We start from the raw sequence: 25,746 nt of genomic DNA, 5'->3' as shown, positions 1-25,746 counted from the left end.
CCGTTCTAATTAGGCGGCTTAATTACCAACAGCTTGTACTATACGTATCTGCTTTTCATCCGGTATTTCTTGGTATGACAGTACTCTTAAGCTTGGGATCGTGTTCTTCACGAATTTAGCTAGAGTCGAACGCAACACGCCTGAAGTCAGTAACACTGCTGGCTCCCCTTTCAGCTCTTGCTCTTGAGTCGCTTGGCTAAGAGAGGTCTGTAAACGTTCCGCTAAACCAGGTTCAATACCAGCAGATTCTCCGCCGGATGCCTGCATGGTTTGATGCAAGATTTGTTCCAGCTCAGGAATTAGGGTTATTACAGGCAATTCCGGCTCTATCCCATTGATTTCCTGAACAATTAGTCGTTTCAATGAGATGCGAACTGCCGCCGTTAATATGTCAGGTTCTTGACTCTTGCTCGAGTACTCCGACAAAGTTTGGACTATGGTTCGGATATCACGGATTGGAATGGCTTCATTAAGCAGATTTTGTAGCACTTTCACTACCACACCAAGCTGCAGTTGATCCGGTACAAACCCTTCAACCAACTTAGGTGTTGAGCGGCTAAGCATCTCAAGTAGATTCTGAACCTCTTCATGACCAATAAGCTGCGACGCATTGTTAGTAAGCAGTTGGCTGAGGTGGGTTGCTAGTACGGTCGACGAGTCAACTACGGTGTAACCAAGAGCCTGAGCGTGTTCACGTTGCTCTTCACGAATCCATACCGCTTCGAGACCAAATGCCGGATCGATAGTCGGCTCACCGTCGATCATCCCGTACACTTGGCCCGGGTTAATCGCGAGTTCCATATCAGGCTTTATCTCAGCCTCACCTACCGCAACACCCATTAAGGTGATTCGGTAGCTGTTTGGTGTCAGCTCTAGGTTGTCGCGAATGTGTACTGCAGGGATCAAGAAGCCGAAATCTTGAGACAACTTCTTACGCACGCCTTTTACGCGCTCTAGTAGTTCGCCGCCTTGGTCCCTATCTACCAGAGGAATCAAGCGGTAGCCTACTTCTAGGCCAATAATATCAACAGGTTGAACGTCATCCCAAGAGAGCTCTTTTTGTGAACCCGTCTCGCCACTGGCTTCAACAGCCGCAGGGAGGTTCGGCTCCAATGCCTTCTTCTTCTGTTTCTTATCGATGTAATAAGCCGCACCACCAGCAATTGCAGCCAGGCTCAAGAACGAGAAGTGTGGCATGCCCGGAACAATACCCATCACACCGAGAATCGCCGCAGTGATCATCAAGGCTTTTGGATTGTCGAACATCTGGAAGATGAGCTGCTGGCCCATGTCTTCATCGGTATTTTGACGCGTTACCATCATCGCTGCAGCGATCGACAGTAATAAAGATGGAATTTGTGCAACCAGACCATCACCGATAGTCAGTAGGGTGTAGATTTCGATAGCCTCACCGAAACCCAAACCAAATTGAGCCATACCGATACTCAAGCCACCAATGATGTTGATGAACAGGATCAAAATACCCGCTATCGCATCACCTTTAACGAACTTCGAAGCACCATCCATCGAACCGTAGAAATCGGCCTCTTTGGTTACTTCAAAACGTCGCAGACGCGCCTGATCTTGATCGATCAAACCCGCATTCAAATCGGCATCGATTGCCATTTGTTTGCCCGGTAACGCATCCAAGGTAAAACGCGCACTTACTTCCGAGATACGCCCTGCACCTTTGGTAACAACCATGAAGTTGATGATCATCAGGATCAAAAACACCACTAAACCAACCGCGTAGTTACCACCGATAACCACGTTACCGAAGGCCTCAATCACGTTACCCGCCGCATCACCACCTTCGTGACCATGCAGTAGAACCACACGAGTAGAAGCAACGTTCAAGGCTAATCGAAGCAGAGTTGCAATCAGAAGGACAGTTGGGAAAGCGGCGAAGTCTAAAGGTCTTCGTGTGTAAACCGACACCAGTAACACAACCATAGCGAGTGCGATATTGAAGGTGAAGAACATATCCAGCAAAAATGCAGGAATTGGCAACACCACCATCGCCAGCGTGGCAAGTACCATAACGGGCGCACCAATTGCAGGCATGGCACGGTTAGGGATTTTTGGTAGCTTGTCCGCAAAAGGCAGGGAGAATTTCATAAATCTAGATAGTTTCGCTATGTTGTCGCCTCTCGCCAAGTAAATCGGGCTCAGGGCTAAGCTATGTTGCCAACGTTTTAGCAACAAGGTTTATAGTGATCAGGTTTACCATGATCGGCTTATGATGTTCGGGATTGATATAGCAAACACTGTACCAATATCTAACGTCAAATTATCAGCGCTTTGTTGGTTAACAGAAGCTAATTAATCTCCCTATTATCAAGCTTCATAGGGCTGAGCTCAAGTAATTGATCTAATGACGTAAATCAGGTGGGATCGGCATATTAGAATCTTGCAGTTTTGGCCTCTCGCCACCGCGTTTTCGATACTGTTTTAGCTGGAACACATATGCAAGCACTTGAGCTACGGCGGTAAACAGACCGTCAGGAATTTGTTGTTCAAGCTCTGTAGTGTGATAAAGCGCCCTCGCCAACGGTGGTGCTGGAACAATATAGATATCATTTTCACGGGCAATTTCACGGATCTTCATCGCCATGTGATCTACACCCTTGGCGACCACAATGGGTGCTTTATCTTGATTTTGCTTATAGCGCAAAGCCACCGAGAAGTGCTCTGGGTTGGTGACAATCACATCCGCTTGAGGCACATCTGCCATCATACGACGCTGAGCCGCTTCTCTTTGCAACATACGAATTCGACCTTTCACTTCAGGCTTACCTTCGGTGTCTTTGAATTCGTCTTTCACTTCTTGCTTAGTCATCTTTAATTGATCGGCGTGTTGCCAGATCTGGAATGGTATATCAATGGCCACCACAATCAGTAGAGAACAACTGATCAAGAGAATAAAGTTAAGCAAGATATCCAAGGCGTGAAAGATATTCTGCGGATAGACATCCATGCTCAGCTGCATTAAGTCATGTTGAGAGGCTTGAATCAGATAAACCGCCATCCCCGATACCAGCGCAACTTTCAAAATCGATTTAATCAGTTCGACCCAGCTTTGTAGGCCAAACATTCGCTTGATTCCACTGAGTGGATTGAGCTTTGACGCCTTTGGCATCGCAGCTTGCATCGAAAAGTTAATACCACCAACCCCTGCCGCGCCAATAACAGCAGCAACAAACAAGGTGACCAGGATTAAGAACAGTGGAAACAGCAAGTTCACCAACGAGCCGCCAGCGATTTCCAGCAGCTTGTTGGTATCAAAGATTTCGTCGCGGCTCAAAGAGAACAGGCGTTGCATGGCCTCGAACAGCGCCTTCGCCATCGATTCACCAAACCACATTAGTGCAACGGCACCGACAATTAATACCGATGCTGACGCCAGCTCTTTTGACCTTGCAACCTGCCCTTTCTCTTTGGCCTGTTGCAAGCGTCTGGGCGTGGCGTCTTCTGTGCGTTCTTGACCGTCTGACTCTGCCATTTCAGTCTCCTAGCAATCTAACCGGATTAGACGACATATCTGTTGCTCGCCTTGCATCCAAAATAGCTCATAATGACTATACAAGCCGCCAAGGATGTACCAACAAAGTAACAGACCCACGAGTAGCGCAAATGCAAAACCCAAAGAAAAGATATTTAGCTGAGGCGCAGCACGTGTCATTACACCGAATGATAGGTTTATCGTCAGCAGCGCGATAATTCCCGACAGCGACATCGCCAATGCCGCTTTGAACATAATGCCGAGCCATAATGCTAGCTCGCGAAAATCGACCGAAGTCAGAGATCCACTGCCAATCGGCAGAGTTTTAAAACTGAATACCACCAGCTGCAACATCTTCAAATGACCATCGGTCGCCAAGAAGAACATGGTCGCAAGTAGCATGAAGAGCTGCCCCAATACAGGCGTGTTCTGGCCGTTTGCCGGGTCGACCATAGAGGCGAAACCCAAGCTCGATTGCATACCAAGGATTTGACCGAGCATTACAAAAGTTTGAATCATGAACTGAGTGACAAAACCCATCGCCACACCAATCACAATTTGCTCAAAGACAGTTAGGAAGCCTTGGAAAGAGAGCAGTTCAATCTCTTTTGGAACCGCGGGAATCGCAGGCATCACTGCGAAGGTGATTGCTAAACCTAAATACAAACGAATACGCGGCGACACAAAACGTGCACCGGTGACCGTCATCACCATCAGCATTGCTGAGATGCGAGTGTAAGGCCAAAAATAATTGGCTAACCACTCTAGTACAAGGCTCGTTGGGTATTCCATATCGGTTTAATACAGAACTTGAGGTAAACGTTCGATGAGCTCAAAGAAGAACTCCATCATCATCTGAGTCATCCAGTGCGCAAACAGCATCAAGGCCAATAAGGTCACAATCAAACGCGGCAGGAAACTCAATGTTTGTTCGTTGATCGAGGTCGCTGCTTGGAAGATAGCCACCACCAAACCGATCAGCAAGCTGGGAATAATGATGGCACAAACCATGATTAGCACCATCCAAAGCGCATCTCGGAACAACTCTACGAATATTTCAGGATTCATGATTTCCCCCAGCTACAAGGCAAAACTGCCGGCGAGTGTGGAGAGTATCAAGTTCCAACCATCAACAAGAACAAACAGCATTAACTTGAACGGCAAAGATACAATCATTGGTGACAACATCATCATACCCATCGCCATCAATACCGACGCCACCACTAAGTCGATGATCAAAAACGGCAAGAACAGCATAAAACCAATCTGGAAGGCGGTTTTGAGCTCGGAGGTGATAAATGCAGGAATCAGCACCGCCATTGAAACGTCTTCAGGGTTGGTCACTTCCGAACCGGAGATCTCAACAAAAGTCTCTAAATCTTTGATTCGAGTCTGTTTTAGCATGAATGATTTGATCGGCCCTTGAGCAACATCAAATGCTTGTCGTGCCGTGATCTGTTCATTCAGATAAGGTTGAACCGCTTGCTCATTCACCTGATTGATCACCGGTGACATGATGAAGAAGGTCAAGAATATCGCGATACCGATGATAACTTGGTTCGATGGTGTTTGCTGCAGACCCATTGCCTGACGCAGGATAGACATCACCACCACAATACGGGTGAACGAAGTCATCAAAATAACCATTGCCGGCAAGAAGCCAAGCATGGTCATCAACGCAAGAATTTGCAGGTTTATCGAGTAGTCTTCACCACCGTTAGCATTGGTCGTCATGGTGAAAGCGGGAATGCCGCCCCCATTCCCAGTCAAACTGCCGGTGGTCATGGTGGTCGATTTGGCTTGGTCTTGTTCCATCGTGCTGATGGTGACCGACTCTGAACCCGCAGTGTTGGCAGGAATAACAGTGCCGTCTTCAGCCTGTGCAAATACCGACACACTAAACAAAAGGGTACAGAGAAGAGTTAGCTGAACCAGCAGCACCTTCACCGCTCGGAAAGCTCCGGCTTGGCAAAAGTAAGATGAGTTCAAAAGTCCGTTATTTGTTTGCATCTTTTTTCATGAGCTGGGAAAGCTGACTTGAGAATGTACTTTTTTCCAGCATCTCCTGAGTAAGAGGTTTATCAAGCTTAGAGATCAGCTGAATAGATTGGGTGGTAATGCCCACCAAGAACTGTTCATCGCCCGCTTGCACAATAGCGATACGCTCTTTTGTGCCAACAGGGATTTGCCTAACAATCGCCAAACCTTGTTGATTGGACATCGCTGGCACTTGCATGCGCTTAAGCAACCAAGCAATAAATAAAATGAAGGCTATAACGAAAATTAGCGACCCAAAAGTGGTCGCTAAATCAAGAGAAGGCGGCGTCGCAGCAAAGGCAACAGAAGGAATTGAGAGTAGCCCCATTCCGACTATTGCTCGAGATAAGCTCTTCAACCCTTGAGGAAAGTTCGTCAACCTTAGAGACGATAAGCGCATTAACGTAGCTTCTTAATACGTTCTGTTTGGCTAATTACATCGGTCAAACGAATACCAAACTTATCGTTCACCACAACAACTTCGCCATGAGCAATCAGAGTACCATTAACCATCACATCCAGTGACTCACCAGCAATACGGTCTAGCTCAACAACCGAACCTTGGTTCAATTGCAGAAGGTTGCGAATGCTGATCTGAGAGCGACCCACTTCCATAGAAATCGTGACTGGGATATCCATAATGGTATCCAGCTTACGGCGCTCGTCTTCAGAAATCGGAGACGATGAATCAGTTAGCTCATCAAGTGGTGCCGCCAACACGTCATCAACATCAATTGACGGTGCAGAAGGGTCTTCACCAAGTGCTGCAGCCCATTCGTCTGCTAGCTTTTGATCTTCACTAGGTTCCATTACCAATTCCTATACTTTTATCTATTTTGCTATTCGTTATCATCGCTATTTTCTAGTTCGGACATTAAGTCTTTACCCAGAAAGGCGAGATCAGTTTTGACCACATGAGGTCTTTGAATTTTTTCAGAAATCTGTACCGCGAGTTTTTCACCCGAGCGACCCATCTTTACACGGTAGGTCGGTAGCTCTTCTACGAACATGGTCGCGTGCTCAGGCATGTTCATTGGAATGACATCACCAGGGCGCAGCTCCATTAAGTCACGTAGTGAGATATCTTGCTCTAGAAGGTTAACGCGGAAGTTAACCGGCACGTCCATGATTTCATCACGCAGTGCTGTGCTCCAACGAACATCGGTTTCCATTTTGTCAGATTGAACACCCGCATCAAGCAGCTCACGGATCGGCTCAACCATGGAGTAAGGCATGACCACGTGGAAGTCACCACCGCCGCCATCCACTTCAATATGGAATGAGCTCACTACGATCACTTCGGTTGGGCTCACAATGTTCGCCATACTCGGGTTCACTTCAGAATCCAAATATTCAAACTCAACCCCCATTACTGGTGACCAAGCTTCTTTGTAATCTTCAAATACAATCTTCAGCAGTAGCTGGATAATACGTCTTTCCGTTGGCGTAAATTCACGGCCTTCAATCTTGGCGTGGAATCGTCCATCGCCACCAAAGAAGTTTTCTACAAGAATGAAAACAAGACGTGCTTCCATGGTGATCAGCGCCGTACCCTTAAGCGGACGGAAACGCACCATGTTTAAACTGGTTGGCACGTACAGGGTGTTTTGGTATTCACCAAATTTCATCATCTGTACACCGTTGATCGACACTTCAGCCGTTTTACGCAACATATTAAACAAACTAATTCGCATATGACGTGCGAAACGCTCGTTAATAAGTTCAAGGGTCGGCATTCGACCACGGACGATTCGATCTTGAGAGGAGAAGTCAAAATTGACCGCACTGTCATTGTCGGTCTCTAAGACATCTTCAACTTCTTCAACATCGTCAACGCCGTGTAACAGCGCATCAATTTCGTCTTGGCTTAATAAATCGGTCACAAATTACCTATTGAATTACGAAGTCAGTGAATAACACTTTTTCAATCACAGGCTGGCCAACAGCTTGAGCCAGACTTGCTTTAATATCTTCTGTCGCTTTATCACGCAGTTCCACTCGCCCTGTTGGTGAGCGAAGTTGGTCAACCGTTGCCGAAGCGAACGTTGCGAGCAATGTGCTCTCTACTAGTGGAGAGTGGTAACGTGCCAGGTCTTCATTTTTGCTACCACGCACCATCAGTTGTGCTTTTATCTGAACTAGGCGATCTTTTTTATCACCTGTTACATTGAACAAGAAGGGCTGAGGGATGTTCACATACATAACAGGCTCTGCTGCAACCACAGCAGTGGCTGGCTGAGACTGAGATTCTGAGGCACTATCATCGGAGCCTAAGAAAAAGAACAGCGCACCACCAATACCAAGCAGTAAAACAACAACCGCTATAATGATAATAAGGAGCTTACTCTTTCCTTTAGGTGCATCTTGTACTTCTGCCATATTTTACTCTAACTTCCTGTTCTTTCGATTAACTGACGGTTCTGTCTATCAGCTGGTTCTATCTATCAATTAAGTGTGCTCAGCCTGATATTAGGCATAATAACTAATTCCATCACGCTTTGATGCGACATTCAATTCAAGATTGCTGCCACTATCAAGGTTTTCATCACCTTGCGTATCATTTGTGCGGTTAGAGCCTGATTGTTGCTCACCACTGTTGTATCTGTCTTGTCCCTGACCTGAGCTTTGCTGTTGAACGGATGAATCGGCAAGCTGCATACCCTGTTGAGCAAGCATCTCTCTCAATCGAGGTAAGGTTTGTTCAATCACATCCCTCGCCTGTTGACTATTCACCGTAAAGTGCACGTTCGCCACGTCATTATTCATTGTCATACGGATCTTCATTTGACCTAACTCTGGTGGGTCAAGTCGAATGTCTAAGTTCTTAAGGTTTTTAGACATCATCATTTGTACCTTTTCAGCGACCTGTTCGTTTGCTAGCTCTTTAGTCAGCTGCAACGGTGCCTGTTGAGCGGCTTGAATCTCGGCGCGTGTTGGTGCCGAGCCTGCGTTCGCTGCACCTTGTACACCAGCCGCAGAAGCGATCTGCTGAGCAAACGTGGTGTCTTTCGAGTCTTCCTTAGCACCCGCTTTACCGAGGCCAGAAAGAGTAGCCGCACCAGCACCAGCCTTAAGTAACATATCTGTTGAACCCGCTTTCGTCGCGGCAGGTGCTGCATTCAGCGCCACACCTTGCGCGGTTAACGCAGGATCCAACGCAGCTTGTGGCTGTTGTGCTGCGACATTAGCTTGTTGAGCCGCTACCTGTTGGGCTATATGCGTATTATTAGCGTGCAGCATTGCCGCTTTATCCGTCGCTGCATGAGTGGCAGCCGCGTTACTCGTCGATTGCGCTGCCGCTTGCGCCGTAGTTTGCTGCGCAGCCGTCGCAACCGCTGCTGTTGAAGCTGCAGCTGCTAAGGCTTTGGCTTCATTTGAATCTGTATTATCCCAATCAATCGTAACAGGCTCAACTAAGGCGCTGTTTGCGCCCGGAGCTTGACTCAGTAAAGCCGTTGCTTGTTGCTGAACGTTTGCGAGTTGTTTATCCAAAACGTCTAACTCAGCGGTCGTTTTAGCCAACATCGCTTGCTCATCAGTTGTCAACTTAGTGCCACTTTGCTGCTTCTGCAGTAAACCATCAACAACGGACTGTTTTGACTCAATCTGAGCACTTAGTTGATTGAGCGCTTTGGTGTGCGCATCTACCTGTTTTGCCAGCTCAATATCCGCTGGAGACAGTGCTTGGCTTTGCCCTGCAACTTCTGCTTGTGCCGCATTTTTCTGGCTGATCTCTCGGCTCATACTTGCTTCAATCTGCTCGGGAGTAACGCCTTTATCCATCAACTGGCGAATTTCATCATCTGTCAGTTGCGAGACGCCTTTCCCGCCAGTAAGCACAGCAATTTCAGAGTCCACTTCTAGCGTACTACCTTGATTCGCTGAGTGGGTTTGCTGGAGTTGCTTACCCGCTTCACCTGCAGCAGAGAAACCTGCAACAGAAGCTCCTGGAGTATTACCTTGAGCTTGGTCGACCTGAGCCTGTTCTAACTGAGACTGTTGTGGCAAGGCTTTGCCGTTTGGTGTCTGATTCAGCGTTTTATTTGCCTCATCCAACTGACCTAATAACTTGTTTCCTTCATTCATCACAGCCGCCGCTTGCGATGCTTGGGTCGATTCGTTTACCGCTGATGAAGCTTGGCCTTGAGGTTGAGCTGTCTGTTCCTTAGAGCCGTTGTTGTTAGCCAACTCATCTTTCTCACCCGCCTTGTTTGCGATAGCAGCATCATCGGTTGAATTCGCTTTGAGTTGTGATTCTGAACTAGAGACAACCTCTACAGGAGTTTTGTCTGTGGCTTGCTCACCTTCAACTTCTGAAGCTACTTGCTTACTTTGAGCTTGGCTTGACTCATCCGTAGTCTCAGCTGTTGAGTTCGTTTTCTTTGCTTCATCTGAAGCTTCACTTTCCGTAGAGGCTTGTTTAGCATCAGATTTTGTAGTGCTGTCTGCGTCTTTTACCGTTGCTTTGCTACCACTTTCTTCAAAGCCGAGCGCTTCTTTAAAAGATTCAAAGAAACCTTTTGAGTCTCCGTTTTCCTCCACCTTTGAAGCGGCAGAACCGGTGTCCAACAACGAAGACGTTGTGTTGGTCGCTGAATTTGAAGAAGGACTAACGTTCATATATACAAGCTCTATCTACTAGCTTTGTCACCATAAACAGGTAACAAAAAGAAAGTCGGATGCTTTTCATACCTTTGGCAGGCACAAGGCGCAATTTTATATAAAACAGAGCAAGAAACATGCCTAGAAATCTCGGCTAATCACCATATGAACAGCGCCAATAGGATTCGTGGCTCAGGATCACATCTTCTTTCGGCTATAGAGCAAAGTCGAAAACTCATCCATCTGCTTTTGTTCTCTTTGATCCTGCAATTTGGCTTTTTCTTTCTGCTTCTTCTCCATCAACCACTCATAGGATTTACGTTTCTTACGCAGTTCCATCCAGTAGTTCTGACAGTTATCGACCTGATTTTTAAAGTGATGCTCCGCTTCTCGCTGTTTAGAAAGCGTTTCATCCAATTGAGTTAAAAAGCGATTCAAATGCCCATATTGGCTGGCCGTTAATCCAGCCTTGCCTCTATCGACAAGTTGCTGGCAATAATCCAGTCGATACTTTTCAATCTGTGCGACCTGTTCGTAATAACCTTGCAGCTCCGCATTAGCTTTGTTGAGCGCTAATACTGCTTGGTTTTCTTGGTCTTTTGCTTGGTCGAGAAGAAACTCTAATGCGTTATCCATGACTAACCTTAATCACCCGTTAGCCACCCAACACATGCTTCAACATGTTGACGCACATATCGTAAGGAACCGTTTCTTTCATCTTCTGCTGTAAGTACTCATCCAACTTCGGCTTCAAGGTGAAGGCGCTATCAATCGCAGGGTCGGTACCCGGCTTGTAAGCACCAATCGACACCAAGTCTTGGTTCTTACGGCAGATAGAAAGCACTTGTCTTACCGCTTTCGACATCAACACATGTTCTTCGGTGGTGATTTGAGGCATCACACGGCTGACGGACTTCTCAACGTCAATCGCAGGATAATGACCCGCATCGGCCATTTCACGTGACAATACAACGTGGCCATCGAGAATCGCTCGTGAGGCATCGGCGATTGGGTCTTGTAGATCATCACCTTCGGTTAGTACGGTAAAGAAAGCGGTGATTGAACCTTGCTCATCATTGCCGTTACCCGCACGCTCAACCAGTGCTGGCAACTTAGCAAATACCGATGGCGGATAACCTTTGGTTGCTGGCGGCTCGCCAACAGATAGTGCGATTTCACGCTGAGCCTGTGCAAAACGGGTCAGTGAGTCCATCAGGAGCAGAACATCTAAACCTTGGTCGCGGAAGTATTCAGCTACCGTTAACGCCGTTTGACAGCCTTTTAATCGCATTAATGGTGATGAATCGGCAGGCGCAGCAACCACAACCGATCGCTTACGGCCGTCCTCACCAAGAATCTCTTCAATAAATTCTTTTACTTCACGTCCACGCTCACCAATCAGGCCCACCACAACCACTTGCGCTGTGGTACCTCGAGTCATCATGCCTAGTGTTACGGATTTACCAACACCAGAACCTGCGAACAGACCGATACGTTGCCCTTTACCTACCGTCAGTAGGCCGTTAATCGCCTTTAAGCCAACATCAAGCGGCTCAGAGATCGGCTTACGAGCTAAAGGGTTAATCGGTTCGGCACTGAATGATGCGCGTTGCTCAGTATAGATAGGACCAAGCCCATCCAATGGGTTGCCCACACCGTCGATAACACGGCCAAGCAGTTCCATCCCAACAGGAATGCCGCTTTCAGAAGTCATAGGGGTGACACGAGCACCTGGTAAGATCCCTGTGATTTGTTCACTCGGCATCAGAAATAAGTTATCACCAGAGAAGCCAACGACTTCAGCTTCCATCTGACCAGACATGGTTTCAACTAAGCACAAGCTACCAATTGGGGCTTTACAGCCAGTTGCTTCAAGGGTTAGTCCGACTACCCGTACCAACTTACCAGAGGCAACGGGACGTGATTTTAGCCCTTCGACTTTGTATTGGCTGAGACGATTCGCTAACTCAAGCATTACGCATGACCTTGATGGCGGTTAGCACCACAGAAGCTCTGGATAACGTTCTTCACACGCTCTTCCATTCGATAATTCACACTCGATTCACCCGCTTCAATTTGTACATCGCCACGGTTGAGCGCAGGCTCTGAAACCAATGTCCAATTGCGGCAGTCCAGTTCCGTATCACCATACGCAGAGCGAATGATCGTGACGTCTTCCGGGTTAAGCTTCAAGGTAATAGCGTGACCAGAGATCGGCAGCGACTCTACTGACTCTTTCACGGTATCTAGGATGATTTGTGGATTGGTCTGAACTTCAACGTGCACCACTTCTTTAACCATGGTCAGCACCATGTCCACCAGCTGCTTTTCAACCTGAGCATTCATCAGCTCCAAAGGTTGAGCAAACTGGTTCGCGAGCCCCATGAAAATAGCCACTTGTTGTTGAATATATTCTTGACCTGCGGTGACACCTTCGAGCTTACCAGCTTCATTGCCTTCTGCGTGGCCTGCGGCAAAACCTTCTTCTTTGCCTTTTTCATAACCTTGCTTGAAGCCAGCTTCCTGACCTTGATGCAGACCTTCTTGGTAAGCGCCTTGCTTGATCAGCTCGATTTGCTCTTCGGTCAGAACAAGCTCTTCATCTTCAATAGCTTCTTCAACTGTCGGCATCCAACCTGGGTCGTAGTTAAACGCCGTTTCTTTAGCTTGTTTACTCACATCAGAGGTGTAGTCAGGCAGCCCCCATTTCTGAGGTTGGGCAACCGTATTATCTTCTTCAGGGCGAAGGAAGCCGCGTTTTCTATCACCTGACATATCAGTACCTATCTATGAGTGAGTCCAACTGTTTTAAATTCAAACAGCTAAACTGTAATTAATCTGTGGTTCGAGGTTGGACAAAGAAAAGCCCCAACGGTGTGGGGCTTTTGAGGTTTCTGTATTAAAGGAACTCGTCGGCGCCACCAGACAGCATAATCTCGCCACTGTCGGCCATCTTCCTCGCAATACCCAAAATTTCTTTCTGAGCCGCTTCTACGTCAGAGACTTTCACTGGCGGCATCGCCTCAATATCGTCTCTCATCATATCGGCAGCACGTTTAGACATGTTCTTGAAGATCTTCTCACGCAGGCCTTCATCAGCACCTTTAAGTGCTTTCTGTAGAACGTCTTGTGGTACGTCACGTAACAGTTTCTGAACGCCTTGGTCATCCACTTCAATAAGGTTTTCAAAGACAAACATAAGATCTTGAATCTGCGTTGCCATGTCTTCGTCTTGATCGCGGATTTGATCCATCAAGACACCTTCTACGTTGTTGTCCATGTAGTTCATGATCTCTGCCGCTGCTTTCAGGCCGCCAATTTTGGCCGCTTGCGCACCAGCTTGACCCGCGAACTGTTTCTCCATGATTTCGTTCAGCTCAGCAAGCGCCGAAGGTTGAACTTCTTCAAGGTTAGCAATACGCATCATCAAATCTAGACGTACACGCTCAGGGAACTGGGACAAAATCTCAGCAGACTGATCGGCTTCTAGGTAAGACAACACGATGGTTTGAATCTGCGGGTGCTCGTTGATGATGATACTTGCCACCTGACGAGGGTCCATCCACTTAAGAGAATCCAAGCCTTTTGAACCTGTTCCTAAAAGGATTTGGTCAACAAGGTTATTAGCCTTGTCTTCACCCAGAGCAGCCACCAGCGCATTACGCATGAAGTCTTCACTGCCCATACCGATGTTGGTGTACTTCTGAATATCATCCAAGAAAGCACGGTGCACTGCGCCTACCTTCTCTTGTGATAAATCCGTTGCACGCGCCATGGCACTACCCACACGTTGAACCTGCTTAGGTTCTAGGTGGCGAATAATACCCGCCGCATCTTCTTCGTTTAAACTCAACAACAAGATCGCTGCGCGCTCATCACCTGAAATAGAGGCGATATCCACACTCGCGACATCAAGCACTTCACCGCCTTCAGCTTGTTGTGGAACAATTTCGTTAGCCATCTGCCATCCAATTCTTAACTACTTGAGCTGCTAGCTCTGGTTCATTCGCTACAAGTGCACGTACTGCTTTCAGCACGTCTTCATCTTTATGAAGGTTTGGTAAGTCGATGCTTGAACCAAATTCAAACAGCTCGCCACCTTCAATATCACCACCAATTAGGCTGGTCTCCCCATCGGCACCAATTGGCATGCCATCAGGGCCGTACATCTGTTCATCGTTGTCTGCAGCTGGGTTAAGCAGTTTCTTCATTGCTGGGCGAACAAGGACTAATACCACAACAATAATAACCAATGCGCTCGCAAACCAACGTACCCAATCATTGAAGTTAGGGTGCTCCCAGATAGGCACATCAGGAACCACATCTGTGATTTGTGGTGCGAACTGCATGCTTAATACATTCAATAAGTCACCGCGGCTTTCATCAAAACCGACCGTACCAATCAGCACTTGGCGGATCGCGTTGATTTCACTGGCTGGAATTGGCGTGTGCACCACTTCACCGGTATCTGGGTTGATGGATTGACGATCTTTAATCGCGACCGATACCGTTTGACGGTTCACCGTGCCAGTCTGCTTACGCTCATGACTGATGGTGGTGTCTAATTCGAAGTTTCGAGTTGCTTCTTTATGAACCGAGCCCTGGCCTGTCATCGCGCCATCTTTCATCTGAGCGACATCCTGAGGGATAGACGCATCTGATGGAGGCTGGTTACTCAGCGCACCCGGAATACCCGCGACAGTGTTGCCGTTATTGTAATCTTCTAAGGTGTATTCGCTTCGCGTTGCCGGAGTGTTCGGATCAAAACGTTTTCTGGTTTGTTCTACTGCGCTGAAGTCGAGCTGAATATCAACCTGAGCCGTGTAGTTTCCAAATCCAAGAATAGGAATAAGGATAGAGTCAATTTTCTCACGCAGTGCTTGCTCTTGATTACGCTCTAGCTCGTGCTCTTTGCGGCGCGCCGCTGACATAGGGTCTTGAGAGCCGGAGCTCAGCAGTCGGCCATGTTGATCAGTCACGGTAATACGCGACGTTTTCATTCCCGGAACGGCACTCGCCACCATATCGACAACAGAGTCAACCTCTTGCTGCTTAAGGTTAGTACCCGTTTTGAGGGTTAGGAATACAGAGGCAGAGGCTTCTTGATTATGACGAACAAAAACACTTTGCTTCGGCAGCGCCAATAAAACCTGCGCTTTACGCACCTGCTTCATCTGCTCAATGGCTTTCGCAAGCTGTCTTTCGCGGCTTAATTTGAGGCGTTCTTGCTCTAAACGTTGTGATACACCAAAACCCATGTCTTGCATGAGGATGTCATCACCTGCGTTTCGCTCTTGGTTCAAACCAGCGCGAACCATATTAAGCTTCAGGGAGTTATATTCACTTGCTGGCACCGAGATGGTATTACCCTCAAGCGAGTACTCGATCTTTTGCTGATCTAAGTAATCCAGAACTGGGATCAACTCTTCGGTTTCATAAGCCCCTAATGGACGCATTTCTGGCTCTTTAACCCAGAAAAACAGCATCACAATAAGCGCGACACAGATTGAGATAGACAGCACTAAGACGACCTGACGAAGTAAATCGAGGTCACCTACGGCCATATCAAATTTAGATGAACTACGTTCACCTAGATCCGGGTTTTGCCCTTCTCCGTCCAGCTCAGCACCCGCAATGAGTGCGTGGTCGTTACCATCGCTCACGGTTAAATCTGTTGTTTGACTATTATCTGCCACTACTTAACTACCCAACTTATACCGGCATATTCATCAGCTCTTTGTACGACTCAACCAACTTATTTCTAATTTGGATTGTCGCTTCAAAGGCCACACTAGATTTATTACGAGCAATCATCACATCAGACAGCGACACACTTTGGTCACCGCTATCAAAACGAGTTTGAAGATCCCCTGAGGTCTTTTGCAATGAGTTCACATTGTTGATGGCTTGCGTCAGCATGTTGCCGAAGTCTGCACCAACCGCTTGCCCTGTCGCAGCAGGACGCGCGCTCGCAGCTTCAACCATCATTGCCTGCATTTCGCCTTGTAAACCATCTATTCTCATTTACTACCTCAAGGAGTCAAATTTATGACTATCTATTTTGCTGTATTATTGACAGAGCAATTAGCGTGCCATACCTAAAAACGACTAGATATCGTATTACACTAGTCAGAAAGCTGACACTACTAATCTGTGCTTAGTTTGGGATATCTATTCCAGCATCGCGCATTTTTGCTAACTTATAGCGCAATGTGCGAGGGCTAATACCGAGTTTCTCAGCCATATCTTTACGTCGGCCGTTACATGCGATCAAAGTTTCAAGGATGATCGCATACTCTTGATCTCTAAGCTCATTCCCCAGTCCTTCACTGCTTGAAGCGATTTTGTTGATTGGGTTTGCTTCCGCAATAGGCTTGATATCTGGTGTTGCCACATCGCTACCTTCCACAATCTGCTGTAGGCCACTAGCGTCTTGCCAATCCACCCCTTCAAGTAGGATATGCTCACCAGAAATTTTTTCTTCTTCGCTCAGAATCAACGCGCGCTGCACGACATTATCAAGTTCACGTACATTACCCGGCCACGGATAATTGACGAGTTTGCTGATCGCTTGAGGTGACATGACCGGAACTGGCATACCCAGTTTGGTACAGTGGCGCTCAACTAAGTGCTTCGCCAAAGGCTCAATATCACCTTTACGTTCACACAGTGGAGGCCAAGAAATTGGGAAAACATTCAAACGGTAGTACAAGTCTTCACGGAAATTACCCTCAGACACATACTGTTTTAGATCTCGGTTACTGGTCGCGAGTACACGAACATCAAGTTTAATGCTCTTACGGCTACCTAAACGCTCAACTTCACGCTCTTGCAGCACACGCAACAACTTAGCTTGCAGGCCAAGATCCATTTCACTGATCTCATCGAGTAAAATTGTACCGCCTTGAGCTTGTTCAAACTTACCTGGACACGCCTGAATAGCGCCAGTAAATGCACCTTTCTCATATCCAAATAGAGTCGCTTCCAACATATTGTCAGGAATTGCCGCACAATTAATCGCGACGAACGGACCATCTTTACGGTTTGAGGCGTTATGGATGTAACGCGACATCACCTCTTTACCAGAGCCGCTCGGGCCCAAAACCATGACATTGGCGTCCGTTTTTGCCACTTTATCGGCCAGCATCATTAGCTTGATGCTTTTTTCATCAGCAACGATGGCATCACCATTGTCGTCCGATTTTACGGGAGCATAACGGCTCACCATGTTTAGCAGTACTTCTGGCGCAAATGGCTTTGCCATATAGTCGATAGCGCCCTCTTTCATTGCAGCGACGGCGTCTTCGATGTTGGCATAAGCTGTCATCAACAATACAGGGAGATTTGGCCAGTGCTGCTTGATGTTTCTTAACAGCGCTAAGCCGCCCATGCCTGCCATCTGAACGTCAGAGACAACGATATCAACGGAGTTCGATTTTAGTTTGACCAGAGCATCTTCTGCGCAATCTGCTTCTAGCCATTCATAGCCAGCAAGCGCGAGTGTATCGACAAGGGCCTCGCGTAGACCTTCATCATCTTCGACGATTAACACTTTGCTTTGAGCCATAGGATTCTCCAGTGTAAATTCAGTTAAAACTTATTAGTCTTCAGTAGAAGCGCTTCTTTCTAGTGGCAAGCACATGGTAAAGCATGCGCCATCACCTTCTTCTGATATCAATTCCAGTCGACCTTCATGTGCTCGACATACCATTTGTACAACCGCCAAGCCTAAGCCTGTCCCTTGCGAGCGAGTGGTAAAGAATGGTTCCATGATTTTACCTTGAAGCTCTTTCGGTACGCCGGGACCACTGTCTTGTACTGATATCTTAAGCTCGCCGTTTACCGGCCTAAAAAATACATCTATCTGTGATTCTTTGCCGGCAATTTGAACCGCGTTCAAAACCAGATTACTTAAAGCAGAGGCAATCGCGTTGGCATTGCCGAACATTTGAGTCTGTTCGCCTTCCACTTCTTGGCAGTAATCAATTTGGTTCGATTTCAACGCTGCTTCGACCATTGGCTGAAATTCTGTGATCAATTCAGCCACAGTAAAAGGCTTCACCACCTTATTATCGCCGCCCTTAGCAAACAGCAGCATGTCATTAACTTGCTTCTCTAAGTCATGAAGTCTATCCATAAGCTTAGATTGAAAACGTGTCTTCGTTGCCGGTGGTAGATTCGGTGCGGCAAGGTTTGACGCATACAACATTGCACTAGAGAGCGGTGTACGAACCTGATGAGCAAGTGACGCCACCATTCTACCTAATGACGACAGACGCTGGAGATCACTAACTCGTGATTGCAGCAAACGCGTCTCGGTCAGATCGGTAATCAAAATTAGCTGACCCGTAGTCGAAGCAGAAATCGCCAAACGTACCTTTCGACCGTTCTTTAATGAGATCTCATGACCATCATCGTCTTTGGGATCAAAAGCACTTTGGATAACAGAAAACCACTTCTCTCCAACCAACTCGACGCCAAGAATGCGGTGCGCTTCGGGGTTTGCTTCTCTTACTTCACCATGGGTATCTAACAAGATGACACCAGCAGGCATAACATCGAGCACTTGCTTATAGCGCTCAACCTGTTGCTCAACAGAATCTAGGTGTGATTGATTTTCTGGTTCGTTAGATACGTGCATGTCAAAAATTTGCCTCAAATACTAAAACAGCCTGACACGCACAAAACGAGTCAGGCTATTTGCTATATTTATCACATAGTTAAGCAAGCAACAACTCGACTATGGTTTATCTTATCGCTTAGCTAAAATGAACGATTAGCTAAAAATTTCGTGTGTGTTTTTCCGTTTTTCGAAAAGCAGAACACTAACGCTGCAGATTGTATTTACGCATTTTCTCAACCAGAGTGGTTCTGCGCATGCCTAACATGTCTGCCGCTCGAGCAACAATACCGCCTTGAGCTTCCAAGGCTTGATTGATCATATTCACTTCCATATCAGCGAGCAGCTCTTTCAGGTTCACACCTTCCGGTGGTAATTCCTGAGGTGCATTCGCATTATCAGTCATATCATCTTGCTGATCGAAGCTGAAATCTTCCGAGAACAGGTCAGCTAAAGCGTCACGCTCTTGCTCTTCCTCAGAAACAAAGCTATTAAACTCTGGTTGAAATTCAGGGATGTCACTGTACCGATACTTAGTTGGCAGATGGTTTACGTCCACTAAGCTATTCGGATAGAGAATAACCATGCGCTCCACTAAGTTCGCCAATTCACGTACGTTACCTGGCCAATCGTGCTCCATCAAAGAGTTAATCGCGCGAGGCGTAAAGCAGATAGGCATACTGCCTTCCGCTTCCATTCTCGTCATAAGCTCTTGAAGTAGTAGAGGGATATCTTCTTTACGCTCTTGTAATGCCGGCATTTCAATCGGGAATACATTCAAGCGGTAATAAAGATCTTCACGGAATGAATCATCGTCGATCATATCTTCAAGGTTACGGTGTGTAGCCGCAATTACTCGAACATTCGCCTGGATAGTGCAATTGCCACCTACACGTTCAAAGCATCGCTCTTGTAGTACGCGTAGCAACTTAACCTGCATCGCCATTGGCATATCGCCAATTTCATCAAGAAATAGTGTGCCACCTTCAGCTAGCTCAAAACGTCCTTTACGTGCCGTAATTGCACCTGTGAATGCGCCCTTCTCATGACCGAAAAGTTCACTCTCCAGCAAATCTGGTGGGATTGCACCACAGTTCACTGGAACAAAAGGACCAGCGCGACGTTTTGAATGGTAATGAATGTTACGAGCAACCACCTCTTTACCGGTACCAGACTCACCGAGAATCAGTACGTTGGCTTCGGTAGAGGAAACTTGTTCAATCAAGTGACGTACTTCTTGAATGCCAGCACTTTGACCCACCAGACTGCGAAACAGCGTGTTCTTACGGGCTGAAGAGACAACCTGAACACCTTTGCGTCCTAAGAAATCTTTACAGTGTCTTAATGCATCACTTAATTGGGGATAGTTAAGAGGCAGCTCGAGTTCACCAACAAAATTGGTGAGCTCGTCAACCGGGTGGTTGTTTTTGCCAATCACAAGTAGAGGGATGTGATTCGCGTGAACAAGCTTATCATTCAGTAATGCGTTGAAGCCTTTACCTTTTATTGAGCCAATAATGCAACCAGCCCACTGTAGTGACCAGTCGACTTTGCGCGCTTGTTCAGAGCTGATTACTTCGCAGCTCTCTCCTACAAACTCTAATATTGTGCTTAAATTGTGACGATCTTGAGCGTTATCGTCGACCACAAGCAGTTTTGCCAAACCTTGCATAAGTAGGAATTATTGCCTTTATTTTGGTGCGATGCGGAAAAACGGTGAGCAACGTATTCCATAAAATTAAGAATTCTATCTATGATTATGGTTTACGAGGACAAATTTATGAAATCAGCAACGAAAAAAAGCCATTAGGCTATCTAATGGCTTCTATTTTATTTGATTAAAAAAATAAGGCAACCAACCAATTAGAGGATCTAAGGTTAGTTAAAACTGCAATTTTTCTTTAAATACCGACTTCAGCAGACGTCAAGTTGTGATATTCATTCGGAATTTGGTCCCAAGCGCTCTTAATTTCGCGGATAATATCGATAACATCATCAATAGGCTGTGGGTCATTTTTGTGATTTGCCGCAGAAATTTGCGTGATCATGAACTCATAAAGTTGATCTAGGTTTTTCGCAATATCACCACCATCGTCCATAGAAAGGCAGCTACGAAGGCTAATAATGATGTCTAGAGCCTTACCAAGTCGCTCACCTTTCACCGGGATATTGCCCGCTTGCATTGCCGCTTTACCTTGGATTAAACGCTCGATAGCGCCGGCCATTAGCATTTGCACAATCTTATGCGGTGAGGCAGCCGTTAGCTGACTATCCACTGATACCTTTTTATATGCCTGTAAAGAACCGCGCATAGTAAACCTCTTCTATAAAAACTTTTTGTATTGTTGAACTGACTTGGCACCATGTCGGTACTTGTGCAGGGTTTTCCCTACCCGTCCAGTTTCAGACTGCATCAATTCGACTAATTTTCTTGTTCTCGAAATGGCTTCAAACCACTCCGAACTTTGCTTAACGTCAGGGTGTGAATCGATGAATTGAAGCACGTTTTGCAATAACTGTTCTCTGTTATCGACAAGCGTCGCTATTTCTTCAGCATTAATTTCACTAAATTCGAGCTTAGAGATAATTAATTGATCTAGTTCACAAAGCTCTTGAAGCTGACTGGTCATCTATTAACCCAACGCATTCATCATGCTACCAAGCTGAGACTGCATCTTACTGGTTGCATCTTGCATGGCGGTGAACTTAGAGTGAGTACGACTCTCAAGACTGTCCATACGGCGATCTAAGGCGTTTTGGTCGTCTGCTAAGCGGTAGTTTTGCTCAACCAGACTCTTTTCTCGAGTACGAATTGAACCAGTAATACCAGTGATACCCTGAATCGCATCTTCGACTTTTTTAGCAAAGCCATTGTTGCCGCCAAAAAACTCGCCCAGCTTATCAAAGTTATTGTTTAGCTGTCGGTCGAGCATGTCGTAGTTGATCTCTAACGAGCCTTGCCTAGTGGTCGTGATACCAAACTCTGTTAAAGACTTAAGGTTCTCTGGCGCCCCTTCGATGCTTGAAGAGAATACTCCTTTCAATCGTGAGTCTGCGTTACGGACCGTGCTGTCACCAGAAAGTGGGCCTTTTTGTCCAGTCGCAGGATCGACACCCGCCAAGTTTTTAGACACTTGGTAAAACTGGTTGTAAGAATTCACAAAGGCTTCGATGTCTTGACGAACACTATTACGGTCGTACTCAACTCCAATTTCTGCTGGCGGCTTGTCTTTTGGCGTCTTTCCTTTCACCGTAATATCAATGCCTTCAACGGCATCTTCAATCACATTGTTATTACTAGAGAGCTGAGCGACACCATCCAGTACCACCATTGAATCTTGACCAGCTTGGACTTCGGTCATGCCGCTGTAACTATCAAAAGATTGTTGAGCAAGCGCCAAATCAGCTTGCGCCTTGTCGACTTTCTCTAAGCGCTCTCGCTCTTCAGGCTCTAATTTGGCACGCTCGATATTTTTTGCTTGCTCTGCGGTCAATTCACCGTTTTCTACTTTCTTGGCCAGATCCGCTTTTTCTTGAGCGATCTTCTCTTCGATACGTGCTTGCTCTGCCTCTAGCTTTTGCTGGGCTTCTTTCGGTGTCACATATGAATCAGTCAAGGTACCTGAGGCCGTGTTTGACCAACCAGGAACATCAGGCGCCTTCTCGATCGCTTTTTCGTCAAGCTCAAGTTCTGGTGTGTAATAAGAATCTAACAGCGTGCCAGAAGCCGTTTCCGTCCAACCTGGGATATTGTCTTCAGGCATGACAGATTTTGCCGCCTGAGCTGCATCTAGGGCAGCTTGGCCATCTGCAGCGGCTTGTTCACCGAAGCTAAGGCTTTGAGAGCCATCTTCTGCAGGAGACGTTGAGTCCGCTTGAGAACCTGGAATGATATTGCCGTCTTCGTCGACAGCTTCATCGGCTTTCGGGACATCGTCAGAGATAGCCTCATCGATAAGATCAACGGCTTTTCCAGCAGGTGTAAGACCAAGTACGTCTTGAGCGGCAATACGAGCTTTCTCTAGCGCTTCAACACGTTCTTCAAGGGTTTTGTATTCGAGTTTTTTTAGAGGATTTGACGCATCAGAGTCGACACTGATACTAATTTGTTGATCGGCACCAGATTGGTTGGAGGCGACAATAAGCCGTGGGCCTTCGACATCATTGATAATAGATGCGCGAACGCCTGGGTTTCTATCTGCACCGTTGATGCTGCGAACAACATCGATTAGCTTTGATCTATCGCCAACTTGCACATCAAAGCTATCATCACCAAGCGAAACCTGCAGCTTACCTGGGCCAAATTTCATGTCATCAGATAGAACATCTGACGCTACTTTATGACTCTGGGCAAGCTGCAACACATCGATGGCGTATTTGCCAGCGATCGCTTCAGTAGTCGCGGTTGCAGAAACAAGCGCTTCATCAGTACTTTCTACTGTACGTACAGCGAAAGCTTTTTCCTGACGAAAGTTTGTCATCAGGTTTTTCATCGAATCGAGAGATTCTCTGAGTCTTCCATAGGCACTAATGCTGGTATCGATTCGCGCTCTTTCATTGTCGATTCGTTGCTGTTTAGGTACACGCTCCGAATCCACAATTTTGCTGACCATGGAATTGATATCCATGCCAGACGAAATCCCCATTGGGCCAAAACTCATTAAACCACCTCAATAATACGACTTAGACCTTCACCTCAAATATTCTACTATTCGAGTTTTGGGCTGCTAGGCGTCTTAGAATTTCAAGCATTTCTTCATCGGGTATCTGACGAATAATATCGCCGGTTGTGGTTTCATAAATAGTCACCACATCCCTTCCCGATTCTTCATCGACCTTAAAGGCAACCCCCTTGTTAAGAGAGGAGATAAACTCGTTTACCTTCTCCACCATCTTGACTCGCTCTTCATCATTTAGCTCTTTTCTCTCTTGAGCTAATTGAATCGCTGCTTCGGTAGCTTCTTCTTTCGATTTCTCTACCTTGCCATAAGAGGTTGCTTCTTTCAGCCGTGAAATGCTCGACGCACTACTACCTTCATCGCCTGCAATTTTAATGCCATTAGGTGAGCCATAAGGCTGGATGTTCGATGCGTTAGATGGTATTTCCATAACACTCTCCCTCCATCCTTCATGAGCCAACAGTAAAACTCCACGTAAAGCGGAGTTTACCGCTACTTACCGAGGTAAGTTTAGCCCAATAAGCTTAAAGCTGCTGATGGTGATTGTTTTGCTTGAGCTAGGATAGAAGTACTCGCCTGTTGTAGGATTTGAGACTTCGTCATTGCTGTTGTTTCTTTCGCGTAATCGGTATCTTTGATACGGCTCTTAGACGCATTAACGTTTTCGTTGATGTTTTCTAAGTTGCTGATTGCGTGGTCAAAACGGTTTTGGAAAGCACCAAGAGATGCACGTTGGCTATCTACAGATTTTAGAGCGCCATCGATGATAGATACCGCTTCGTTTGCACCCGCAACTGATGTTACGTCGATGTCATTTACGGTTACATCTTTGCCTGCGCCAATACCTAGCTCACTTGCAAGGCTGCCACCAAACTCAACATCACCTTCAACTTTTTGGCTAGAAGCGAAAAGTTGTAGTTTACCGCCTTCACCTACAGACGCTTTAACGTCTTGGCTTTGACCGTTGATGTAAGTTGCTAGCTCTTCGATATCGTTGCCTTCTTTAGCAGAGATAGATAGCTCTTGAGATTCACCGAACTTATCGTTGTATTTGATAGTCAGGTCAGCACCAGCACCTACACGCCAAGATGCATCTTTACCTTCAGTAACACCGTAGCTCTTACCACCCATGTCTTGAGTGTCAGTACGCATGTTGCTCATAGAAAGCATTACCGCTTCACCTGAGTCAGCACCGATTTGGAAAGATTGGCTACCGTAAGTACCGTTAAGAAGCTTGTTACCACCAAAAGAGGTTGTTTCAGCGATACGGTTAAGTTCTGTGTTTAGAGCAGATACTTCTTCTTGGATAGCAACACGCTCAGACTTGCTGTTTGAACCGTTTGCAGATTGAAGAGAAAGGTCACGCATACGTTGCAGAATGTTGGTTGACTCATTCATCGCACCTTCAGCTGTTTGTGCAATAGAGATACCGTCATTTGCGTTTTTCACAGCCATATCTAGGCCACGGCTTTGCGACGTTAAGCGGTTAGAGATTTGTAAGCCTGCAGCATCATCTTTTGCGCTATTGATTTTATAGCCAGAAGACAAACGCTCCATTGATTTTTGAGTACCTTCAGCCGCGTTATTTAGGTAACGCTGAGCCGTCATTGCAGACACGTTAGTGCTTACATTAATCGCCATAGTTGATCTCCTTTAGGCATTTTTTAATGTACCCATGTGACTCTCACCTCACATAAATACATATCAATTTGTTTACGCACCACTGTCTCTCTCACCTTACATTGGTACATATCATTTCTCTCAATCCCTTTAACGGCGCCTTAATTAGAAGCTTTAATAAAAAATGTGTTTTTTTTCGCATTATTTTCAATAACAAAGAAAAGTGTGATCGCCATTCAATTAATCGACCGATATGCGCTAAAGTTTCCTGTCTTCACTCATTTATAAGTACGGAATTGCACATAAAAAGCCAAAGCAGATCCCTGATATCTCGTTCTACTCGATTCTGGGATGACGGAATAATGTCGGAAGATTGATAGGCTAATCCGTCATTCCCTACAAGAAGGACGACCATGATAGGAAATCTCGCTTGTATTCCACATCCTACTTAGCAATTCCCCTACACATTTTTGCCATTCTCAGAAAAGCAAAAACCCAGCCGAAGCTGGGTTTGTTTAGCGCTCATCTCTCACCACGAGCTAATTTGTGGAGGCCTTACGTTAACGTTTTGTCTCAACAACGCTTATAGTCAACGTGGCTTTTTAATCGATTAACCTAGTAGGCTAAGTGCCGAGTTCGGCGCTTGCTTCGCTTGAGCAAGAATCGAGCTTGAAGCTTGAGAAAGG

The 25,746-nt window shown here is 46.4% G+C and carries 24 protein-coding genes; all 24 read right to left on the bottom strand.

Annotated elements, in window-relative coordinates; translation table 11 throughout:
• Positions 1–18 precede the first annotated feature (18 nt).
• Entirely contained in the window at positions 19–2,118 is a 2,100-nt protein-coding gene (flhA, locus tag F0251_RS00120) for a flagellar biosynthesis protein FlhA (RefSeq protein WP_061033690.1), read from the bottom strand.
• Positions 2,119–2,371: 253 nt separating this feature from the next.
• The gene (gene flhB, locus F0251_RS00115; RefSeq protein ID WP_061033691.1) at positions 2,372–3,502 is read right to left on the bottom strand and encodes a flagellar biosynthesis protein FlhB; all 1,131 of its coding nucleotides are present in this window, start codon (positions 3,500–3,502) and stop codon (positions 2,372–2,374) included.
• A 9-nt stretch (positions 3,503–3,511) separates the two neighbouring features.
• The gene (gene fliR / locus F0251_RS00110) at positions 3,512–4,294 is read right to left on the bottom strand and encodes a flagellar biosynthetic protein FliR (RefSeq protein ID WP_004739855.1); all 783 of its coding nucleotides are present in this window, start codon (positions 4,292–4,294) and stop codon (positions 3,512–3,514) included.
• Positions 4,295–4,300: 6 nt separating this feature from the next.
• The gene (gene fliQ / locus F0251_RS00105; protein ID WP_004739854.1) at positions 4,301–4,570 is read right to left on the bottom strand and encodes a flagellar biosynthesis protein FliQ; all 270 of its coding nucleotides are present in this window, start codon (positions 4,568–4,570) and stop codon (positions 4,301–4,303) included.
• Between the two features lie 12 nt (positions 4,571–4,582).
• Positions 4,583–5,512: a flagellar type III secretion system pore protein FliP gene (gene fliP / locus F0251_RS00100; RefSeq protein WP_171730073.1), complete on the bottom strand. Its 930-nt coding sequence runs from the start codon at positions 5,510–5,512 to the stop codon at positions 4,583–4,585.
• On the bottom strand, positions 5,499–5,939 hold the full coding sequence (fliO, locus tag F0251_RS00095) for a flagellar biosynthetic protein FliO (RefSeq protein WP_171730072.1): 441 nt from the start codon (positions 5,937–5,939) through the stop codon (positions 5,499–5,501). Before fliO ends, fliP begins: the two co-directional genes overlap by 14 nt.
• Positions 5,939–6,349: a flagellar motor switch protein FliN gene (fliN, locus tag F0251_RS00090; protein WP_004739851.1), complete on the bottom strand. Its 411-nt coding sequence runs from the start codon at positions 6,347–6,349 to the stop codon at positions 5,939–5,941. Before fliN ends, fliO begins: the two co-directional genes overlap by 1 nt.
• A 29-nt stretch (positions 6,350–6,378) precedes the next feature.
• Positions 6,379–7,422 (bottom strand): flagellar motor switch protein FliM, encoded by a 1,044-nt coding sequence (gene fliM, locus F0251_RS00085; protein WP_004739850.1) that lies wholly within the window; start codon positions 7,420–7,422, stop codon positions 6,379–6,381.
• A gap of 7 nt (positions 7,423–7,429) precedes the next feature.
• Positions 7,430–7,918 (bottom strand): flagellar basal body-associated protein FliL, encoded by a 489-nt coding sequence (gene fliL / locus F0251_RS00080; RefSeq protein ID WP_004739848.1) that lies wholly within the window; start codon positions 7,916–7,918, stop codon positions 7,430–7,432.
• A 90-nt stretch (positions 7,919–8,008) separates the two neighbouring features.
• Positions 8,009–10,159, bottom strand: coding sequence for a flagellar hook-length control protein FliK (locus F0251_RS00075; RefSeq protein WP_171730071.1), 2,151 nt, complete (start codon positions 10,157–10,159; stop codon positions 8,009–8,011).
• Positions 10,160–10,339: 180 nt separating this feature from the next.
• Positions 10,340–10,777, bottom strand: coding sequence for a flagellar export protein FliJ (fliJ, locus tag F0251_RS00070; RefSeq protein WP_008218280.1), 438 nt, complete (start codon positions 10,775–10,777; stop codon positions 10,340–10,342).
• A 19-nt stretch (positions 10,778–10,796) separates the two neighbouring features.
• On the bottom strand, positions 10,797–12,116 hold the full coding sequence (fliI, locus tag F0251_RS00065) for a flagellar protein export ATPase FliI (RefSeq protein ID WP_061033695.1): 1,320 nt from the start codon (positions 12,114–12,116) through the stop codon (positions 10,797–10,799).
• Complete coding sequence (gene fliH, locus F0251_RS00060; RefSeq protein WP_061033696.1) at positions 12,116–12,916, bottom strand: flagellar assembly protein FliH; 801 nt, start codon at positions 12,914–12,916, stop codon at positions 12,116–12,118. The genes fliI and fliH overlap by 1 nt, the downstream gene beginning before the upstream one ends.
• A gap of 124 nt (positions 12,917–13,040) precedes the next feature.
• Positions 13,041–14,102 carry a flagellar motor switch protein FliG gene (gene fliG / locus F0251_RS00055; RefSeq protein WP_008218275.1) on the bottom strand — a complete coding sequence of 354 codons (1,062 nt, stop codon included), beginning with the start codon at positions 14,100–14,102 and terminating at the stop codon, positions 13,041–13,043.
• On the bottom strand, positions 14,095–15,837 hold the full coding sequence (gene fliF / locus F0251_RS00050) for a flagellar basal-body MS-ring/collar protein FliF (RefSeq protein ID WP_061033697.1): 1,743 nt from the start codon (positions 15,835–15,837) through the stop codon (positions 14,095–14,097). Before fliF ends, fliG begins: the two co-directional genes overlap by 8 nt.
• Before the next feature lie 16 nt (positions 15,838–15,853).
• Positions 15,854–16,165 carry a flagellar hook-basal body complex protein FliE gene (gene fliE, locus F0251_RS00045; protein WP_008218270.1) on the bottom strand — a complete coding sequence of 104 codons (312 nt, stop codon included), beginning with the start codon at positions 16,163–16,165 and terminating at the stop codon, positions 15,854–15,856.
• Between the two features lie 133 nt (positions 16,166–16,298).
• Entirely contained in the window at positions 16,299–17,708 is a 1,410-nt protein-coding gene (locus F0251_RS00040) for a sigma-54 dependent transcriptional regulator (protein WP_105059164.1), read from the bottom strand.
• A gap of 33 nt (positions 17,709–17,741) precedes the next feature.
• Entirely contained in the window at positions 17,742–18,782 is a 1,041-nt protein-coding gene (locus F0251_RS00035; protein WP_004739832.1) for a PAS domain-containing sensor histidine kinase, read from the bottom strand.
• 184 nt (positions 18,783–18,966) lie between these two features.
• Positions 18,967–20,433, bottom strand: a complete 1,467-nt coding sequence (locus F0251_RS00030; protein ID WP_171730070.1) for a sigma-54 dependent transcriptional regulator — start codon at positions 20,431–20,433, stop codon at positions 18,967–18,969.
• 229 nt (positions 20,434–20,662) lie between these two features.
• Positions 20,663–21,073 carry a flagellar export chaperone FliS gene (fliS, locus tag F0251_RS00025; RefSeq protein WP_008218262.1) on the bottom strand — a complete coding sequence of 137 codons (411 nt, stop codon included), beginning with the start codon at positions 21,071–21,073 and terminating at the stop codon, positions 20,663–20,665.
• 12 nt (positions 21,074–21,085) lie between these two features.
• Positions 21,086–21,391 carry a flagellar protein FliT gene (locus F0251_RS00020; protein WP_004739828.1) on the bottom strand — a complete coding sequence of 102 codons (306 nt, stop codon included), beginning with the start codon at positions 21,389–21,391 and terminating at the stop codon, positions 21,086–21,088.
• Between the two features lie 3 nt (positions 21,392–21,394).
• Positions 21,395–23,422, bottom strand: coding sequence for a flagellar filament capping protein FliD (gene fliD, locus F0251_RS00015; RefSeq protein ID WP_061033701.1), 2,028 nt, complete (start codon positions 23,420–23,422; stop codon positions 21,395–21,397).
• Positions 23,423–23,444: 22 nt separating this feature from the next.
• Positions 23,445–23,870, bottom strand: a complete 426-nt coding sequence (flaG, locus tag F0251_RS00010; RefSeq protein ID WP_171730069.1) for a flagellar protein FlaG — start codon at positions 23,868–23,870, stop codon at positions 23,445–23,447.
• Positions 23,871–23,950: 80 nt separating this feature from the next.
• The gene (locus F0251_RS00005) at positions 23,951–25,081 is read right to left on the bottom strand and encodes a flagellin (RefSeq protein WP_171730068.1); all 1,131 of its coding nucleotides are present in this window, start codon (positions 25,079–25,081) and stop codon (positions 23,951–23,953) included.
• Positions 25,082–25,746: the final 665 nt, after the last annotated feature.

Source organism: Vibrio sp. 070316B, assembly GCF_013114115.1.
GTDB classification, from domain to species: Bacteria; Pseudomonadota; Gammaproteobacteria; order Enterobacterales; family Vibrionaceae; genus Vibrio; species Vibrio chagasii_B.
The sequence above is the reverse complement of the archived record's forward strand: the minus strand, read 5'-3'. Positions and strand labels throughout refer to the sequence as shown.

What these genes read in the sequence shown, in the direction of transcription:
- flhA (WP_061033690.1), bottom strand. Translation starts at nt 2,118, where the DNA reads ATGAAATTCTCCCTGCCTTTTGCGGACAAGCTACCAAAAATCCCTAAC.
- flhB (WP_061033691.1), bottom strand. Translation starts at nt 3,502, where the DNA reads ATGGCAGAGTCAGACGGTCAAGAACGCACAGAAGACGCCACGCCCAGA.
- fliR (WP_004739855.1), bottom strand. Translation starts at nt 4,294, where the DNA reads ATGGAATACCCAACGAGCCTTGTACTAGAGTGGTTAGCCAATTATTTT.
- fliQ (WP_004739854.1), bottom strand. Translation starts at nt 4,570, where the DNA reads ATGAATCCTGAAATATTCGTAGAGTTGTTCCGAGATGCGCTTTGGATG.
- fliP (WP_171730073.1), bottom strand. Translation starts at nt 5,512, where the DNA reads ATGCAAACAAATAACGGACTTTTGAACTCATCTTACTTTTGCCAAGCC.
- fliO (WP_171730072.1), bottom strand. Translation starts at nt 5,939, where the DNA reads ATGCGCTTATCGTCTCTAAGGTTGACGAACTTTCCTCAAGGGTTGAAG.
- fliN (WP_004739851.1), bottom strand. Translation starts at nt 6,349, where the DNA reads ATGGAACCTAGTGAAGATCAAAAGCTAGCAGACGAATGGGCTGCAGCA.
- fliL (WP_004739848.1), bottom strand. Translation starts at nt 7,918, where the DNA reads ATGGCAGAAGTACAAGATGCACCTAAAGGAAAGAGTAAGCTCCTTATT.
- F0251_RS00075 (WP_171730071.1), bottom strand. Translation starts at nt 10,159, where the DNA reads ATGAACGTTAGTCCTTCTTCAAATTCAGCGACCAACACAACGTCTTCG.
- fliJ (WP_008218280.1), bottom strand. Translation starts at nt 10,777, where the DNA reads ATGGATAACGCATTAGAGTTTCTTCTCGACCAAGCAAAAGACCAAGAA.
- fliI (WP_061033695.1), bottom strand. Translation starts at nt 12,116, where the DNA reads ATGCTTGAGTTAGCGAATCGTCTCAGCCAATACAAAGTCGAAGGGCTA.
- fliH (WP_061033696.1), bottom strand. Translation starts at nt 12,916, where the DNA reads ATGTCAGGTGATAGAAAACGCGGCTTCCTTCGCCCTGAAGAAGATAAT.
- fliG (WP_008218275.1), bottom strand. Translation starts at nt 14,102, where the DNA reads ATGGCTAACGAAATTGTTCCACAACAAGCTGAAGGCGGTGAAGTGCTT.
- fliE (WP_008218270.1), bottom strand. Translation starts at nt 16,165, where the DNA reads ATGAGAATAGATGGTTTACAAGGCGAAATGCAGGCAATGATGGTTGAA.
- F0251_RS00040 (WP_105059164.1), bottom strand. Translation starts at nt 17,708, where the DNA reads ATGGCTCAAAGCAAAGTGTTAATCGTCGAAGATGATGAAGGTCTACGC.
- F0251_RS00035 (WP_004739832.1), bottom strand. Translation starts at nt 18,782, where the DNA reads ATGCACGTATCTAACGAACCAGAAAATCAATCACACCTAGATTCTGTT.
- F0251_RS00030 (WP_171730070.1), bottom strand. Translation starts at nt 20,433, where the DNA reads ATGCAAGGTTTGGCAAAACTGCTTGTGGTCGACGATAACGCTCAAGAT.
- fliS (WP_008218262.1), bottom strand. Translation starts at nt 21,073, where the DNA reads ATGCGCGGTTCTTTACAGGCATATAAAAAGGTATCAGTGGATAGTCAG.
- F0251_RS00020 (WP_004739828.1), bottom strand. Translation starts at nt 21,391, where the DNA reads ATGACCAGTCAGCTTCAAGAGCTTTGTGAACTAGATCAATTAATTATC.
- fliD (WP_061033701.1), bottom strand. Translation starts at nt 23,422, where the DNA reads ATGAGTTTTGGCCCAATGGGGATTTCGTCTGGCATGGATATCAATTCC.
- flaG (WP_171730069.1), bottom strand. Translation starts at nt 23,870, where the DNA reads ATGGAAATACCATCTAACGCATCGAACATCCAGCCTTATGGCTCACCT.
- F0251_RS00005 (WP_171730068.1), bottom strand. Translation starts at nt 25,081, where the DNA reads ATGGCGATTAATGTAAGCACTAACGTGTCTGCAATGACGGCTCAGCGT.